This is a genomic window from Streptomyces sp. NPDC031479, from assembly GCF_055581065.1.
The window spans coordinates 20,395-37,075 of sequence record NZ_JBVIKC010000066.1; the positions used below are offsets into that span (position 1 = coordinate 20,395).

General features: G+C 71.6%; 16 protein-coding genes. 9 read left to right on the forward strand and 7 right to left on the reverse strand.

Annotation, left to right across the window (positions count from 1 at the left end):
* Positions 1-65: 65 nt before the first annotated feature.
* Together serB and ACZ5D2_RS38330 are read right to left on the reverse strand one after the other, a co-directional pair.
* Positions 66-1,265 carry a phosphoserine phosphatase SerB gene (gene serB / locus ACZ5D2_RS38325; RefSeq protein WP_371679174.1) on the reverse strand — a complete coding sequence of 400 codons (1,200 nt, stop codon included), beginning with the start codon at positions 1,263-1,265 and terminating at the stop codon, positions 66-68.
* 135 nt (positions 1,266-1,400) lie between these two features.
* A complete protein-coding gene (locus tag ACZ5D2_RS38330) occupies positions 1,401-2,933 on the reverse strand; it encodes a streptophobe family protein (protein ID WP_371679175.1) in 1,533 nt (510 codons plus the stop codon).
* Between the two features lie 243 nt (positions 2,934-3,176).
* Here ACZ5D2_RS38330 and ACZ5D2_RS38335 point away from each other — a divergent pair, with 243 nt between their 5' ends.
* Positions 3,177-5,732, forward strand: coding sequence for an ABC transporter ATP-binding protein/permease (locus ACZ5D2_RS38335; RefSeq protein WP_371679176.1), 2,556 nt, complete (start codon positions 3,177-3,179; stop codon positions 5,730-5,732).
* Positions 5,733-5,829: 97 nt separating this feature from the next.
* Here ACZ5D2_RS38335 and ACZ5D2_RS38340 read toward each other — a convergent pair whose 3' ends face one another.
* A complete protein-coding gene (locus tag ACZ5D2_RS38340) occupies positions 5,830-6,483 on the reverse strand; it encodes a transglycosylase SLT domain-containing protein (protein WP_371679177.1) in 654 nt (217 codons plus the stop codon).
* Positions 6,484-6,977: 494 nt separating this feature from the next.
* Here ACZ5D2_RS38340 and ACZ5D2_RS38345 point away from each other — a divergent pair, with 494 nt between their 5' ends.
* The 3 genes from ACZ5D2_RS38345 to ACZ5D2_RS38355 all read left to right on the forward strand — a co-directional run bounded on the left by ACZ5D2_RS38345 (position 6,978) and on the right by ACZ5D2_RS38355 (position 9,158).
* On the forward strand, positions 6,978-8,120 hold the full coding sequence (locus ACZ5D2_RS38345) for a GAF domain-containing sensor histidine kinase (protein WP_371679178.1): 1,143 nt from the start codon (positions 6,978-6,980) through the stop codon (positions 8,118-8,120).
* Entirely contained in the window at positions 8,113-8,772 is a 660-nt protein-coding gene (locus ACZ5D2_RS38350) for a response regulator (RefSeq protein ID WP_266838316.1), read from the forward strand. Before ACZ5D2_RS38345 ends, ACZ5D2_RS38350 begins: the two co-directional genes overlap by 8 nt.
* A 140-nt stretch (positions 8,773-8,912) precedes the next feature.
* Positions 8,913-9,158 (forward strand): chaplin, encoded by a 246-nt coding sequence (locus tag ACZ5D2_RS38355; RefSeq protein ID WP_371681316.1) that lies wholly within the window; start codon positions 8,913-8,915, stop codon positions 9,156-9,158.
* A 116-nt stretch (positions 9,159-9,274) separates the two neighbouring features.
* On the opposite strand, the gene ACZ5D2_RS38360 is transcribed toward ACZ5D2_RS38355, so the two are convergent.
* Positions 9,275-10,048 carry a hypothetical protein gene (locus tag ACZ5D2_RS38360; RefSeq protein WP_371679179.1) on the reverse strand — a complete coding sequence of 258 codons (774 nt, stop codon included), beginning with the start codon at positions 10,046-10,048 and terminating at the stop codon, positions 9,275-9,277.
* Between the two features lie 135 nt (positions 10,049-10,183).
* Between ACZ5D2_RS38360 and ACZ5D2_RS38365 the strand changes: the two genes are divergently transcribed.
* From ACZ5D2_RS38365 to ACZ5D2_RS38380, 4 genes are all read left to right on the forward strand, one after another.
* Positions 10,184-10,984 carry an ABC transporter ATP-binding protein gene (locus ACZ5D2_RS38365; protein ID WP_468936048.1) on the forward strand — a complete coding sequence of 267 codons (801 nt, stop codon included), beginning with the start codon at positions 10,184-10,186 and terminating at the stop codon, positions 10,982-10,984.
* Positions 10,985-11,076: 92 nt separating this feature from the next.
* Positions 11,077-11,505, forward strand: coding sequence for an NfeD family protein (locus ACZ5D2_RS38370; protein WP_371679181.1), 429 nt, complete (start codon positions 11,077-11,079; stop codon positions 11,503-11,505).
* A gap of 85 nt (positions 11,506-11,590) precedes the next feature.
* Positions 11,591-12,565 carry an SPFH domain-containing protein gene (locus tag ACZ5D2_RS38375; RefSeq protein WP_371679182.1) on the forward strand — a complete coding sequence of 325 codons (975 nt, stop codon included), beginning with the start codon at positions 11,591-11,593 and terminating at the stop codon, positions 12,563-12,565.
* 90 nt (positions 12,566-12,655) lie between these two features.
* Entirely contained in the window at positions 12,656-13,432 is a 777-nt protein-coding gene (locus ACZ5D2_RS38380; protein ID WP_371679183.1) for a sulfite exporter TauE/SafE family protein, read from the forward strand.
* Positions 13,433-13,471: 39 nt separating this feature from the next.
* Here ACZ5D2_RS38380 and ACZ5D2_RS38385 read toward each other — a convergent pair whose 3' ends face one another.
* From ACZ5D2_RS38385 to ACZ5D2_RS38395, 3 genes are all read right to left on the reverse strand, one after another.
* Entirely contained in the window at positions 13,472-13,975 is a 504-nt protein-coding gene (locus tag ACZ5D2_RS38385) for an HNH endonuclease (RefSeq protein ID WP_030233558.1), read from the reverse strand.
* 149 nt (positions 13,976-14,124) lie between these two features.
* Positions 14,125-14,658 (reverse strand): YbhB/YbcL family Raf kinase inhibitor-like protein, encoded by a 534-nt coding sequence (locus ACZ5D2_RS38390; protein WP_371679184.1) that lies wholly within the window; start codon positions 14,656-14,658, stop codon positions 14,125-14,127.
* A gap of 47 nt (positions 14,659-14,705) precedes the next feature.
* A complete protein-coding gene (locus tag ACZ5D2_RS38395; RefSeq protein ID WP_371679185.1) occupies positions 14,706-15,488 on the reverse strand; it encodes a sporulation protein in 783 nt (260 codons plus the stop codon).
* A 118-nt stretch (positions 15,489-15,606) separates the two neighbouring features.
* Here ACZ5D2_RS38395 and ACZ5D2_RS38400 point away from each other — a divergent pair, with 118 nt between their 5' ends.
* Entirely contained in the window at positions 15,607-16,248 is a 642-nt protein-coding gene (locus ACZ5D2_RS38400) for a DNA-3-methyladenine glycosylase (protein WP_371679186.1), read from the forward strand.
* The last annotated feature ends 433 nt before the right edge of the window (positions 16,249-16,681 follow it).

Here is a 16,681-nt window from a genome sequence, read left to right on the forward strand (position 1 = left end):
ACCGTGGAACGAGAGAAGCCCGGCCGGGAGGACCCGGCCGGGCGGCGTGAAGGAACCGGTGGGGATCAGGCCAGGTCGGCCGCTTCCACTTCCTCCCGGGTGATGCCCAGCAGGTACAGCACCGCGTCCAGGAACGGCACGTTCACCGCGGTGTGGGCGGCCTCGCGGACGACGGGCTTGGCGTTGAAGGCCACGCCCAGCCCGGCGGCGTTCAGCATGTCCAGGTCGTTGGCGCCGTCACCGATGGCCACCGTCTGGGCCAGCGGCACACCCGCCTCGGCGGCGAAGCGGCGCAGCAGACGGGCCTTGCCCGCCCGGTCCACGATCTCTCCGGTGACCTTGCCGGTCAGTTTCCCGTCGACGATCTCCAGGGTGTTCGCCGAGGCGAAGTCGAGCCCCAGCCGCTCGCGCAGGTCGTCCGTGACCTGCGTGAAGCCGCCCGAGACCACGCCCACCTGGTAACCGAGCATCTTCAGGGTCCGGATCAGGGTGCGGGCCCCGGGGGTCAGCCGGACCTCGGAGCGGACCTTGTCCACCACCGACGCGTCCAGCCCCGCGAGCAGCGCCACCCGGGCGTGCAGGGACTGCTCGAAGTCCAGCTCCCCGCGCATGGCCCGCTCGGTCACCTCGGCGACCTCGGCCTCACAGCCCGCGTGGGCGGCGAAGAGCTCGATGACCTCGTCCTGGATCAGGGTCGAGTCCACGTCCATCACCACCAGGCGCTGCGCCCGGCGGTGCAGGCCCGCCGACACCACGGCCACGTCGACGCCGATCTGTGCGGCGGTGGTGGCGAGGGCGGTGCGCAGCGGCTCGGTCTCGGCGCCGGAGACGGCGAACTCGACCGCCGTCACCGGATACTTCGCGAGCCGGAAGATGCGGTCGATGTTGCCGCCCGTCGCGGTGATCCGGGCGGCGATGGTGGCCGTGGACTCCGCGGTGAGCGGGTGCCCGAGGACGGTGACGTGGGAACGGCCGCTGCCGCGCGGCCGGTTGTCACCGGTGCCGGAGAGGATCTCCGCCTGGAGCTTGAGTGACTCGGCCCAGCTGTGGACGGTGGCCCGCAGCTCGCCCTCGGAGCCGGCGGCGGGCTTGGTGACGAGAACGCACAGGACGATGCGGCCGCGGGTGACGACCTGCTCGATGTCGACGACATCGACGGAGTAGGCGGCGAGGGTGTCGAACAGCCCGGCGGTGATCCCGGGACGGTCCTTGCCGAAGATCTTGACGAGGAGGGTGGGGACGTCGGAGGTCTGCGAAGCGCTCATGGTGCCCTCACCGTATCTTCCCCACCCGGCGCACCGGACCCCCGTCCCACTTCCTGAACGCGCCACGGCGTTTCCCGCCGCGCCGAGCGCCACCGGCCGCCCCCGAGGGCCCTGGGGCCCACCCCCGCCGCGGCCTCAGCGCGGCCGGTCCGGCGGGTGGGGCGGGTGGGGCGGCTTCGGCGGAGGTGGGGTTCCCGGTGGGGGAGGAGGGGTGAAGGGGGGCCGCCGGGGCGGGTGGGCCGGGCGCGCGGGGCGGGGCGGGAGTCCGGTCACGGTCACGTCCCACGAGACCCCGGGGTCCCGGTACGGTCCGGGCCCGCCGGGCCCGCCGGCCGGCGGCTGCGGCGCGGGCCACCCCGCCGGCGCGTCGGGGTCCGGGCCGGGAGCCGGGGTCCCGGCCGGGCCGCGCCGTCCGGCCAGTACCGCTCCCGCCGCGCCGGCCGCCGCGCCCCACGCCGCCCCCAGCACCAGGGCGTACCCCGCCTGCCCCCGCAGCTCGACCCCGGTGTCCACCAGGTCCACCCCGAGCACCGCGAGCGACGCGTCCGCCGACAACCCCGTCAGCCACACCAACCCCGCCAGCGTCACCCCGCTCACCGCACCCAGCCGTACCGCGCACGGCAGGATCCCGCGCACCGGGCTCCGTACGGCCGCCAGCACCCCCGCGTACAGCATCAGCAGCCCCGCCCCCAGCACCAGCAGCCAGACCCGCCCGTCGTACTGCGCCAGCCGGCCCACCGTCACCGGCTCCCACCGCGACACCCCCATCAGCCGGTCGAGCGGATCCGGCAGCAGCCGCCCGAACCCGCCCGACGCCCGCCCCCGCAGCGGTACGAACAGCCCCAGCAGCACCCCCGTCCAGCTCCCGTTGGGCGCCCCCAGCAGTGCCGCCCCCACCACCCGCCCCGGGTGGGCGTCCCGCGCGGCCGCCCACCCCGCCGCCGCCAGGCCGGCCCCCACCGCCACCACCAGCATCGTCACCACCGCCGACACCGCGGGCCGCAGCCGTGCCCACGCCGCCGGACCGCGCCGCGAGGCCAGCAGCGCGACGGCCAGTACCAGTGCCGCCCACGACCCCGCGCCCAGCAGTGTCGGCCCGAGGTCCACCGAGAAGCCCACCCGGGCCCGGGTCCGGACCAGGTCCCCGACCCGGTCCGGCAGCAGGCCCCCGATGTCCCCGATCCCCGGCACCTCCACCCTCACCGGCACGCGGGGCACGGGCAGCCGTCCGCCGTCGAGGGTGACCGCGTCGTGGCCGGCCCACGCCAGCCCGCCCGCGGTACCGGTGAACAGCACGCCCACCACCGCGGCCCGCGCGGCGAGTTCACCCCGGCCCGCACCGGCGCGCACCGAGCGCAGGAACACCAGCCCCAGCACCAGGGCGCCCGTCAGGGTCACCCCCAACGGCATCACGTCCAGGGCGGCCCGGGCGCCGCCCGCCCCCACGCCGAGTCCCGCCCCGAACGCCGTCACGTCCCCGGTCGGCGTCACCGAGCCGCCCACCGCCAGCACCACCACGGCCGCGGTCATCGCCGCCCACGACCCTCCCGCCGCACCGGCGCCCACGAGGCGCAGCCCCAGTGCGGCCACCCCCGCCATCGCGGCCGTCGACCACCCCACGGCGGCGGCCCCGGACAGCAGTACGTCCCCCCAGCGAATGCCGCGCATCCGGTGACCCCCGATCGCTACCGAGCGGTAATCTGCGGGGACGTCCGTCCGGAAGCCGGGCCGAGAAGTCCCCTATCTCACTCTCCGGGTGGCTTTCGACCCCGTCAACGGGCCTGCGCGGACGCCCTCGCAAGGCCCCGATTCCACATGTGGCCGAAGGCCTGAAATAGTTCCCCCGGATGTTCGCCATCCCTAGACTCCCTGGCATCAGGGGGATTCTCGGGGGACCTAAGTGGGGCTGGAGTGCCGGAACTCGTACTGGAATTGAATGGAAGGACCTGGACGCTCGATCCGTCCAGGTCGTACTCGCTGGGGCGTGATCCCCAGGGAGACGTGGTGATCGATGACGCCCGGGTGTCGTGGCGGCACGCCACCATCACCTGGAACGGCCGGGGTTGGGTCATCGAGGACCACGGCAGCACCAACGGCACCTACGTGCACGGTGCGCGGGTCCAGCAGACCGAACTCGTGCCCGGCACGCCGGTCCACCTCGGCAACGCGACCGACGGGCCGCGGCTGAATCCGACCGGTGCCGCCGCACAGCAGCAGGTGCAGCAGCCCGCCTACCAGGCCCCGGTCGCCCAGCAGCAGGCCCCGGCCTACCAGGCCCCGGTCCAGCAGCAGGCCTGGGATCAGCAGCAGCACCAACCGCACCACCAGCAGCCGCAGCACCAGCAGCAGCCGCAGCACCAGCAGCAGCCGCAGCACCAGCAGCAGCCGCAGCACCAGCAGCCGTACGTACCGCAGCAGCAGGGCGGTCCGGCGCAGTCCGCCGCCCCGGCCGCCCACGGCGGGGACCGCAGCCCGACGACGTTCCACCAGATCGCCGTCGGCCACGTCATGCGCATCGGCCGTGCCCTGGAGAACGAGCTCGTCGTCTCCGACCTCCAGGTCTCCCGCCACCACGCGGAGTTCCGCTCCACCGGCGGACGCTTCGAGATCCACGACCTCGGCAGCCACAACGGCACCTACGTCAACGGCCAGCCGCTGCCCAAGTCCGGCAGCACCCTGCTCGGCCCGAACGACATCGTCGGCGTCGGCCACTCCACCTTCCGGATCGTCGGCGACCGCCTTGAGGAGTTCGTCGACACCGGTGACGTCTCCTTCTCGGCCCGCCACCTCACGGTCACGGTCGACGGCGGCAAGCAGATCCTCAAGGACGTCACCTTCGGCGTCCCGGAGAAGTCGCTGATCGGTGTCATCGGCCCCTCCGGCTCGGGCAAGTCGACCCTGCTGAAGGCGCTGACCGGCTACCGGCCCGCCAACGAGGGCGACGTCCTCTACGACAACCGCAACCTGTACAAGCAGTTCGCGGAGCTCCGCCAGCGCATCGGCCTGGTCCCGCAGGACGACATCCTGCACAAGGAACTGAAGGTCAGCACCGCCCTGAAGTACGCGGCCAAGCTCCGCTTCCCGGGCGACACCGCCGAGTCCGAGCGTGCCGCCCGCATCGACGAGGTGCTGCGCGAGCTCAAGCTCGACATCCACAAGGACAAGAAGATCACCTCGCTCTCGGGTGGTCAGCGCAAGCGCGTGTCCGTGGCCCTGGAGCTGCTCACCAAGCCGTCGCTGATCTTCCTGGACGAGCCGACCTCCGGCCTCGACCCGGGCATGGACCGCGACGTCATGCAGCTGCTGCGCGGCCTCGCCGACGACGGCCGCACCGTCCTCGTGGTCACCCACTCCGTCGCCGAGCTGTCGCTCTGCGACAAGCTGCTGGTCATGGCGCCGGGCGGATCCGTCGCCTACTTCGGCCCGCCGGACGAGGCGCTGAACTTCTTCGGCTACACCACCTGGGCCGACGTGTTCTCCGCCTTCGAGAACTACCGCGACTACGACTGGGCCGGCCGCTGGAAGGGCTCGCAGCACTACCAGCTCTACGCCGCCGACCTCGACGCGGTCGCCCCGCAGCAGGTCGCGATGCCGCCGCAGCAGATGATCCCGCCGAAGCCGCAGGGCTGGGGCTCGCAGCTGTGGACGCTGATCCGCCGCTACGTCTCGGTGATCGCCTCCGACAAGGGCTTCCTCGCCCTGATGCTGCTGCTGCCCGCCGTCCTGGGCGTGGTCTCCATCGTGATCCCCGCGAAGTTCGGCCTGGCTCCGCCGACCCCGCCGAGCCGCTTCAACGGCGACGCCGGCACGATCATGCTGATCCTCGCGGTCGGCATGTGCTTCTCGGGCGCGGCCAACTCGGTCCGTGAGCTGATCAAGGAACGCGTCATCTACGAGCGCGAGCGCGCGACCGGCCTGTCCCGGTCGGCGTACCTCATGTCGAAGGTGATCGTCCTCGGCCTGATCACGGCCATCCAGGGCGTGATCATCTGCGCCATCGCCTTCACCCCGCGCAAGCTGCCGGCCGAGGGCCTGTTCATGAACCCGGCCGTCGAGCTCTGCGTCTCGGTCACCGCGCTCGGCTTCACCGCGATGATGTTCGGCCTCGTGATCTCCTCGCTGGTGAAGACCGCCGAGAAGACCATGCCGCTGCTCGTCATGTTCGCGATCGTCCAGGTCGTCTTCACCGGCATCCTGTTCCAGCTGTACGACAAGATCGGCCTGGAGCAGTTCGCCTACCTGATGCCCTCCCGCTGGGCCATCGGCGCCGCCGGCACCACGCTGAACCTGGGCAAGCTCATGGCGCCGTGGGACATGCAGAACCCCACCAACACCGACCCGCTGTGGGACCACACCACCGGCCAGTGGTTCGTGGACATCTTCGTCCTGGTGTCCCTCGGCGTCATCTGCGGCTTCGCGGTGGCCCGGCTGCTGCGCCGCCACGAGCCCGAGGTCATGCGCAAGTAACGCGACCGGCGGGGGGCGCGCCCCCCGCACGCGAACGCCTCAGGGCGGCACCCGGAAGTCCGGGGGCCGCCCTGAGGCGCATGGGGGTACGCGGTGCCTAGTAGGCGCTGTTCACGTTGTCCATCGAGCCGTAGCGGTCGGCGGCGTAGTTGCACGCGGCGACGATGTTCGCGACCGGGTCGTACAGGTCGAACTTGGTGCCCTTGACGTGGTACGCCGCGAAGGTCGGCTGGATGACCTGGAGCAGGCCCTTCGACGGGATGCCGTTCTGGGCGTTGATGTCCCAGTTGTTGATCGCGCGGGGGTTGCCGCTCGACTCGCGCATGATGTTGCGGTGGATGCCGGAGTAGGTGCCCGGGATGCCCTCCTTCTTCATGATGAAGAGGGCTTCCTTGATCCAGCCGTCCAGGTTGTTCGCGAAGATCGGGGTGCGGACCGTGGAACGGCTCGCCGCCGCCTTCTGCTCGCGGTCCTTCTTCGCCTGCGCCTCGGCCTTCGCCTTCGCGGCGTCCTTGGCCTTCTGGTCGGCGACGAGGTGCTGCGCGTTGAGGTTCTGCTTCACCGACTGGCTCCAGGCCACGGGGGCCACGGACACGACGGCCTCCGGCCGCGCCTGGGCGGCACCGTCACCGGCACCGGCCGGGACGAGGGAGAAGGCGAGGGCGGCGGCACCGAGCGTGGCGACACCGGCGAGGGAGAGCTTGTGTGCCTTCGTCAGACGACTGTGACCGGGAGTGCTGGAAGCAGACATGGCGGGGCAACCTCTTCGACGGGGGCACCCCGTGGGGAATCAAGGGGCGGTGCCAGGACAGCGCCGCGAGGATCCGGGATCCGGCGGCGCTGGGCGACGTCGACATTCTTAGCGGCGGCAAAATCGCCTGGCAAAGGTGTGACGTACGATCCCGCTTAGTGGATCAGCCCCGTCGGCCGGAGCCCGGATACGGCCCCCGATGCAAGGCGCGCCCGTACTGACAGCGTCTTTACGCGTCCACTAGGCGGCTTCGTAAGTGATGTGCGTCCTATGCGCGGGCTCACATCGACCTCGCGGCCACCTCACCCAGAGTTGCACCAGCAACGCATGGTGTGACCGGAGTCCGCCCAGAGGAGGGGCAGGCCCCCCGCCGCCTCCTCCTCCGGGTGGACGGGGCAGCCCTCCCACCCCCGCCCTTCGGCCGACCGGCTCCGGCCCCGGTCCTACGCCCGAAGCCCGATCCCGCAGGTCAGGGCCGCCGGTACGGTGGCCCCATGCACAACGGACCCCGCTCGGGACTGGCGGCCGTCAGCAGCGCGCTGCTCGCCATGAGCCGCCGCCTGGAGGTCCACGACGTCCTGCGGACGATCGTCGCCTCCGCCCGGGAACTGCTGGACGCCGAGTACGCGGCCCTGGGCGTCCCGGACGACCACGGGGGCTTCGCCCAGTTCGTCGTGGACGGCATCAGCGAGGAACAGTGGCGCCGCATCGGCCCGCTGCCCCGCCAGCACGGCATCCTCGCCGCGATGCTCCACCAGGAGGAGCCCGAGCGGCTCGCCGACGTGCGCGAGGACCCGCGTTTCGGGGGCTGGCCCGCCGCCCACCCCGACATGTCCGACTTCCTCGGCCTGCCCATCCGGGACGGGGAGGAGACCATCGGCGCCCTCTTCCTCGCGAACAAACGCGGCGGGAGCGGCCCCGGCGGCTTCACCGACGAGGACGAGGAACTCCTCTCCCTCCTCGCCCAGCACGCCGCCATAGCCCTCACCAACGCCCGCCTCTACGAGCGCAGCCGCGAGCTGACCATCGCCGAGGAGCGCTCCCGCCTCGCCCACGAGCTGCACGACGCCGTCAGCCAGAAGCTGTTCTCCCTGCGGCTGACCGCGCAGGCCGCCGCCGCCCTCGTCGACCGGGACCCCGCCCGTGCCAAGGGGGAGCTCCAGGAGGTCGCCGCACTGGCCGCGGAGGCCGCCGACGAGCTGCGCGCCGCCGTCACCGAGCTGCGGCCCGCCGCGCTGGACGAGGACGGCCTCGTCGCCACCCTGCGCAACCACGTCCGCGTCCTGGACCGCGCCCACACCGCGGCCGTCACCTTCACCTGCGACGGCGTACGGGCGCTGCCCGCGTCCCAGGAGGAAGCGCTCCTGCGCGTCGCCCAGGAGGCCCTCCACAACGCCCTGCGCCACTCCGGCGCCGACCGCGTCGAGGTCACCCTCGCCCGCACCCCCGCCGGCGGCGCCCTGCTGCGCGTGCGCGACTGGGGCCGGGGGTTCTCCCCGCCCACCGTCCGCAAGGCGGGCCGCCACCTCGGGCTGGTCTCCATGCGGGACCGCGCGAGCGGGGCCGGAGGCCGCCTCGACGTCCGTTCGGAGCCCGGTCGGGGCACCACGATCGAGATGGAGGTACCCGGTGGCTGAGGTTCCCGGCCGTCACCGCGTCCGCGTCCTGCTGGTCGACGACCACCAGGTGGTCCGGCGCGGCCTGCGCACCTTCCTGGAGGTCCAGGAGGACATCGAGGTGGTCGGCGAGGCCGCCGACGGCGAGGAGGGCATCGCCCGCGCCGAGGAGCTGCGGCCCGACGTGATCCTGATGGACGTCAAGATGCCGGGCACCGACGGCATCGAGGCCCTGCGCAGACTGCGCGGGCTCGCGAACCCGGCACGGGTCCTGATCGTCACCAGCTTCACGGAGCAGCGGACCGTGGTCCCCGCCCTGCGGGCCGGAGCCGCCGGGTACCTCTACAAGGACATCGACCCCGACGCGCTCGCCGGAGCCATCCGCTCCGTGCACGCGGGCCACGTCCTGCTCCAGCCGGAGGTGGCCGAGGCCCTGCTAGCCGCCCAGGACGACCGGCCCGCCGCGGCGGGCCGTCCGGGCGCGCTGACCGACCGCGAGCGGGAGGTCCTCGGCCTGATCGCGGACGGCCGCTCCAACCGCGAGATCGCCAGGGCGCTCGTCCTCTCCGAGAAGACGGTCAAGACGCACGTGTCGAACATCCTGATGAAACTGGACCTCTCCGACCGGACGCAGGCCGCACTGTGGGCGGTCAGACACGGCCTCGCGGACTGACCGGAACGACAATCCCTTCAAGGGAGATTCATACGGTCGGGTGTATGTAGCCCACATGGCGTATCCCCACGGGCCGGGGCGCCGTTCTCCAGCACGTGCCGCGACGGCTGGTCGCGGCAGACGTACTGGAGGACGAGAACGTGAAGAACTTCAAGAAGGCCGCAGCCGCCACCATGATCGCGGGCGGCCTCGTCGCCGCCGGCGCCGGTGTCTCCTCGGCGCACGGCGGTGCGTCCGCGGAGGGCGAGGCCCTGAACTCGCCCGGCGTGGCCTCCGGGAACCTGCTCCAGGTCCCCGTGCACGTCCCCGTGAACGTGGTCGGCAACTCCGTCAACGTGATCGGCCTGCTCAACCCCGCCTTCGGCAACACCGGCGTCAACGCCTGACGCACCCGGCCGGATCCCGCACCCCCCGGGGTGCCGGCCGCACCCCGCAGGCCCCGTTTCCCCCCTTCTCCCCGGGAAGCGGGGCCGTGCCGCGCCCGGCCCGCGCCCGCCCCTGGCTACCGCTGTTCGACCGCCGCGTTGTACGCCGCGACCAGCGCCCGCCGGGCCACCCGCTCCACCGGCCGCAGGGCCTCGGCCCGCGCCGCCATCTCCGAGGCGGCCACCGCACCGCCGTGCCCGTTCTCGTACGCCAGCGACACCATCAGGTCCACCCGCTGCGCCAGCGCCAGCACCCGTACCGCCCGCGCCGGGTACCCCGGCGCCAGCACGTCACGGCCCGCCTCCGCCCGCGCCCGGTACACCGACAGCGCCGCCTCCGCCACCGGACCCGACCCCGCCACGTCCAGCCGGGTCAGCACCACCGTCGCCTCGCGCAGCGCCTCCGCCAGCTCCCGCTCCGCCTCCCCGAGCGAGGGCACGTCCGCCGGCGGGGCCTCCCGCACCGGCAGGCACTGCCACAGCACCGAGACGTGGACGTCACCGGCCGGGCCCGCCTCGGTCACCTCCGGCACCAGACCCAGCGCCGCACCCGCGCACACCACGGCCTCCTCGGCCTCCAGCGCCCGCGCGTTGAACTCCGGCGGCCCGCTCAGCCCCAGCGGATGCCCCGGCGCCGGCAGCGCCACCCGCAGCCCGCTCACCCCCAGCGCACGCAGCCGCCCGAGCGCCAGCGTGAGCCCGACCGGCCCCGCCTCCCCCGGCAGCCCGGCCACCCGGTGCACGGCGTCCTCGCCCACGATCGACAGCGCGGCCTCGTCGGGCGAGACCAGACCGGCCAGCAGAGCGTTCCCCCAGGCGGCCAGCCGCCCTGAACGTGGTTCGAAAAGCATCCCCCCACTCTACGGATCCGGCGCGGGACCCGGCCTGGCGCCCGTGGCCCGCCGAGAGTGGCGTAGGTTTTCCCCTGGGGCCGCGCCTACAGGCGCGCACAGAGAACCGTGACTGCAAGGGGTGACAACACGCTCATGAGCGATGTTCTGGAGCTGGTGGACGTATCCGTGGTCCGCGAGGGCCGGGCTCTGGTGGACCAGGTCTCCTGGTCGGTGAAGGAGGGGGAGCGCTGGGTGATCCTCGGCCCCAACGGCGCCGGCAAGACCACGCTGCTGAACCTCGCCTCCAGCTACCTCTTCCCCACCAAGGGCTCCGCCACCATCCTCGGCAGCACCCTCGGCAAGCCCGGCGCCGACGTCTTCGAGCTGCGCCCGCGCATCGGCGTCGCCGGCATCGCGCTGGCCGACAAGCTCCCGAAGCGGCAGACCGTCCTGCAGACCGTGCTCACCGCCGCCTACGGCATGACCGCCACCTGGCAGGAGGAGTACGAGGAAGTCGACGAGCAGCGCGCCCGCGCCTTCCTCGACCGCCTCGGCATGAGCGACTACCTCGACCGGAAGTTCGGGACCCTCTCCGAGGGCGAGCGCAAGCGCACCCTGATCGCCCGCGCCCTGATGACCGACCCCGAGATGCTCCTCCTCGACGAGCCCGCCGCGGGCCTGGACCTCGGGGGCCGCGAGGACCTCGTACGCCGCCTCGGCCGCCTCGCCCGCGACCCGATGGCCCCGTCGATGGTCATGGTCACGCACCACGTCGAGGAGATCGCCCCCGGCTTCACGCACGTCCTGATGATCCGCCAGGGCAAGGTCGTCACCGCCGGTCCCATCGACCTGGATCTGACCTCGCGCAACCTCTCCCTCTGCTTCGGCCTCCCGCTGGTCGTCGAGCGCAACGACCACGACCGCTGGACCGCGCAGGGCCTGCCGCTGCGCTAGGCGCCGTCGAGCCCCGGTCCGCCGCCGGGCCGGGGCGCGTGCCCCGCGCCCGCGCCCTGTCCGGACGCACCCACCCGACCTACCATGACGATGTGAACATCGACGCGTGGGTGTGGTGGCTCATCGGCGCGGCCGGACTGGGCATCCCGCTCGTCCTGACCGCACTGCCGGAGTTCGGCATGTTCGCCGTCGGCGCGCTCGCGGCCGCCGGCACGGCGGCCCTCGGCGGGGGAGCGGTGGCCCAGGTCCTGGTCTTCGTCATCGTGTCGGTCGCGCTGATCGCCGTCGTCCGGCCGATCGCCAACCGACACCGGAACCAGCGGCCCCAACACCGCAGCGGCATCGAGGCGTTGAAGGGAAGATCCGCCCTCGTCCTCGAACGCGTCGACGGCAGCGGCGGCCGGATCAAGCTCGCGGGCGAGGTCTGGTCCGCCCGCACCCTGGACGTCGACACCAGTTTCGAACCGGGTCAGTCCGTCGACGTGGTCGACATCGACGGGGCGACCGCGGTCGTCATGTGAGCAAGCAGCCCACCCGCGGCCCCGGGGTCTGCGAGACTCCGCTGAACGGGGCAGCACAGACAGCCGGAAGGGCACGGGGAACCGCATGCAACCGATCATCATCGTCCTGATCATCCTGGTGGTTCTGGTCTTCATCGCCCTGGTCAAGACGATCCAGGTGATCCCGCAGGCCAGCGCAGCCATCGTCGAGCGGTTCGGCCGCTACACCCGCACCCTCAACGCGGGCCTCAACATCGTCGTCCCGTTCATCGACTCGATCCGCAACCGGATCGACCTCCGCGAGCAGGTCGTCCCCTTCCCGCCGCAGCCGGTCATCACCCAGGACAACCTGGTCGTCAACATCGACACCGTCATCTACTACCAGGTGACCGACGCCCGCGCCGCGACGTACGAGGTGGCCAGCTACATCCAGGCCATCGAGCAGCTCACCGTCACCACCCTGCGCAACATCATCGGCGGCATGGACCTGGAGCGGACGCTGACCTCCCGCGAGGAGATCAACGCCGCCCTGCGCGGAGTCCTCGACGAGGCCACCGGCAAGTGGGGCATCCGCGTCAACCGCGTCGAGCTCAAGGCGATCGAGCCGCCGACCTCCATCCAGGACTCGATGGAGAAGCAGATGCGCGCCGACCGCGACAAGCGCGCCGCGATCCTCCAGGCCGAAGGCGTCCGCCAGTCCGAGATCCTGCGCGCCGAGGGCGAGAAGCAGTCCTCCATCCTCCGCGCCGAAGGTGAGGCCAAGGCCGCCGCACTGAAGGCCGAGGGCGAGGCCCAGGCCATCCGTACGGTCTTCGAGTCCATCCACGCCGGCGACGCCGACCAGAAGCTCCTCGCCTACCAGTACCTCCAGATGCTCCCGAAGATCGCCGAGGGCGACGCCAACAAGCTCTGGATCGTGCCCAGCGAGATCGGGGACGCCCTCAAGGGACTCTCCGGAGCCATGGGCAACTTCGGCCCCCTGGGCGGCGGTTCGGCCGGCTTCAACCCCCAGGCCCCCGGAAAGGGCGCCCCCGAGGCCGACAGCGCCAAGGACCGCCGGGAACAGCCCCCCATCGACTGACGCCGCCCTCCCCTCGTGCATGATCGGTGAGGCCCCTCGACCTTCATGGCGGGGAGGCGACTCACTCACGCAAAGGGGATGGCTCCGTCCATGTCCATGTCCGTCTGGGAATCACTCGCGGTCTTCGCCGCCGGAATCGGCGCCGGCACCATCAACACCATCGTCGGTTCCGGCACCCTGATCACCTTCCCGGTGCTGCTCGCCACCGGACTGCCCCCGGTCACCGCGAACGTGTCCAACACCCTCGGCCTGGTGCCCGGTTCCCTCAGCGGAGCCTTCGGCTACCGCAAGGAGCTCCGGGGCCAGCGCGCCCGCGTCCTGCGGCTCGGCGCGGTCTCCCTCGTCGGCGGCCTCGCGGGCGCGATCCTGCTCCTCAACCTGCCGTCGGACTCCTTCGACACGATCGTGCCCGTCCTCATCGGCCTGGCACTCGTCCTCGTCGTCCTCCAGCCCCGCCTCGCCGCGGCCGTGCGCCGCCGCCAGGAAGCCGCCGGCGGCGACACCGCCCACCCGGACGGCGGCCCGGCCCTCATGACCGGCATGCTGCTCGCCAGCGCCTACGGGGGCTACTTCGGCGCCGCGCAGGGCGTCCTCTACCTCGGGCTGATGGGCCTCTTCCTCCACGACGACCTGCAACGGATCAACGCCGTCAAGAACATCGTGGCCGCCCTCGTCAACGGCATCGCGGCCGTCTTCTTCCTCTTCGTCGCCGAGTTCGACTGGACGGCCGTGGTCCTCATCGCCGTCGGCTCCACCATCGGCGGCCAGATCGGCGCCAAGGTCGGCCGGCGCCTCCCGCCGACCGTCCTGCGCGCCGTCATCGTGACGGTCGGGATCCTGGCGATCGTCCAGCTCCTCCTCCGCTGAACGGCGTACGAGGAATACGCCGCCCAGCGGACGAGTGGCTCAGGCGCTACGCCCGAGCCACTCGGGCAGCCCGTCCTGCCCGCCCACCCCGAGGGCGAGCAGCATCGCGTCGGCCGGGGACGGGACGAAGGGCTTGCGCAGCAACGGCATCCCCGCCTCCTCAGGAGTCCGAGCCGCTTTGCGGTGGTTGTCCTCCGCGCAGGAGGCCACCGTGTTCAGCCAGGTGTCCCCACCGCCCTGCGCCCTCGGGAGCACGTGGTCCACGGTCGTCGCGCGCTTCCCGCAGTACGCGCACCGGTGTTGGTCCCGGACCAACACCCCCCTCCGTGACCAGGGAGCATGTCTTCGGAACGGCACCCGGACGTACCTGCACAGCCTGATCACCCGAGGCATCGGCAACTCCATGGTGGCCGCACGCACACGCAGCTCGGGATGCGACTGTTCGACCACGGCCTTGTCCTGGAGCACCAGGACCACAGCCCGGTTCAGCGTCACCGTCGACAACGGCTCGAAGCTCGCGTTCAGCACCAGCGTGTCCCGCATCTCGCCCACCTCCCGTGTGCAGGCCCGCGACCACCCCGGCGGCAGGGCCCGCAACCACTCTGGCCGCGCGCGCCACGCGGGACAACGCAATAAAAATGCCCGGTCCTGGCCGTCTTTAGACCAGGACCGGGCGAACACGCGGAGAACGATCAGCGCGTCGGAGCCTCGTACTCACCGATCAGCTGGGCCCGGCCGAGCGCGTGGAACCGCAGATGGAAACCGACGACCGCCGGAGAGGAGTCCTCGTCCGGCCCGAGCTGCTCCCGGTCCACCGCGTACACGGTGAACACGTACCGGTGCCGCTCCCCGCGCGGCGGAGCCGCGCCGCCGAAGTCACGCGTGCCGTAGTCGTTCCGCGCGTGCACGGCACCCTCGGGCAGGCCGGCGAAGTCCCCGCTGCCCGCACCGGCCGGCAGCTCGGTCACCGAGACCGGCAGGTCGAAGAGCACCCAGTGCCAGAACCCGCTGCCCGTCGGGGCGTCCGGGTCGAAGCAGGTCACCGCGAAGCTCTTCGTCCCCTCGGGGAAGCCCTCCCACCGCAGCTGCGGCGAGACGTTCTTGCCCGTCAGGACCTGGGCCGCGTGCAGATCGGCCCCCGGTGCGACGTCGTCGCTCGTCACCGTGAAGGAAGGCACCTCCGGGTGGAAAGCGTGCGGAAGGGGAGCCCTGTTCTGTTCGGCCACTGCTGTACCTCCTGAGGGGAAACGCGTACGGGCGTACGGGCCCGAGCCTAGAACCAGTTGCGCTGCGAACCGACCGACGCGATCCACTGGTTCAGGTACGCGGCCCAGTCCGTTCCCTCGTACGACTGCAGACCCACCTGGAAGCAGCGGTAGGTGTCACTGCCCTCGCTGAACAGGCCCGGCTTCTTGTCCATCTCCAGCACGACGTCCATCTCACGGCCGTCCGAGACGAAGGTCAGCTCCACCTGGTTCAGACCGCGGTACTGCGACGGCGGCAGGAACTCGATCTCCTGGTAGAACGGCAGCGTCTGCCGGGTGCCGCGGATGTGCCCGCGCTCCATGTCCGCGCTGCGGAACGAGAAGCCCAGCTGCCGGAAGGCGTCGAGGATCGCCTGCTGCGCCGGCACCGGGTGCACGTTGATCGGGTCGAGGTCGCCCGCGTCCACCGCGCGCGCGATCTCCAGCTCGGTGCTGACCCCGATGCTCATCCCGTGCAGGTGCTGACCCCCGAAGTGGGTGATCGGCGTCTCCGCCGGGATCTCCAGTCCGAACGGCACCACGTGCAGCGCGCCGGCCTGCACCTGGAAGGCACCGCCGAGGCGCTGCTTGGTGAAGACGATGTCCTGCTTGTACTCGTGGTCGCCGCCCTCCACCTCCACGCGCGCCTGGAGGCCGACAGACAGCCCCTCGATCTGCTGCTCCACGGACCCGCCCTGGATCCGGACCTCGCCCTGCACGATCCCACCCGGCACGACGTTCGGCTCGGTGATGATCGTGTCCACCGAAGCACCACCGGCACCCAGGCTCGCGAACAGCTTCCTGAACCCCATGCTCACATCTCCCCTGATACATATCTAAGGAACTGGCGACTACGTCGCGCCTACCCCATACCAACGCGGAACCTTAGGCCCCGGTTGCACGGGCGCCCGTTCCACTACGCTCGACCGGATGAGCGCGCGCCCCGACCGTACGCCCCTGCCCCGGTCCTTCTTCGACCGGCCGGTCCTCACCGTGGCCCCCGACCTGCTGGGCCGCGTCCTCGTCCGCCGCACGCCGGACGGCCCCGTGGAACTGCGCATCACGGAGGTCGAGGCCTACGAGGGCGCGGCCGACCCGGGCTCCCACGCCTACCGCGGCCGCACCGAGCGCAACGCGTCCATGTTCGGGCCGCCCGGACACGCGTACGTCTACTTCATCTACGGCATGTGGTTCAGCCTCAACCTGGTGTGCGGCCCGCCCGGCCATGCGAGCGGTGTCCTGCTGCGCGCCGGGGAGGTCACGGTGGGCGCAGATCTCGCGGCCAAACGTCGACTTTCCGCCAGGAACCCCCGAGAACTGGCCAAGGGCCCGGCCCGTCTGGCCACGGCCCTCGATGTCGACCGCTCCCTCGACGGTACGGACCTCTGCGCCGGCCCCGATTCCCCGCTGTCCCTCCTCACTGGTACCGCCACCCCGCCCGACCTGGTGAGCAACGGACCCCGCACGGGGGTGGGCGGCGCGGGGGCCGCCCACCCCTACCGCTACTGGCTCACCGGCGACCCGACGGTGAGCCCCTACCGCCCCCACGCACCACGCCGCCGCCCAACTTGACTCGGCCGTGACGTACGCCTAACGTAGTCCGAGCCGCTTGAACGGGGTACTGCCATCGCAGACCCCCAGAACGGCGAAACCACTACCTACGACTTGCCCCTGGCGGGGTCCTTTTCGGCATGCCCGAATTCCCTGCCCCCCGACTCGATTATGAGTCGGAAGGGGAAAGCGCTAACGTAGCGGAGCGCCGAAAGGCACAGACCCTCCAACGGTCACCGAATTCAAATCCAGAACCGGAAACGGCGCGGAAATGATCTGGTAGGGTTGGAATCGCCGGAAAGGGAAAGCGCGAAAGCGCAGAACCTCGAAAGCACCGAGGAAAATCGGACACGAAAGAGTCTGATAGAGTCGGAAACGCAAGAACAGAACGAAAGCCCGGAGGAAAGCCCGAGAGGGTGAGTACAAAGGAAGCGTCCGTTCCTTGAGAACTCAA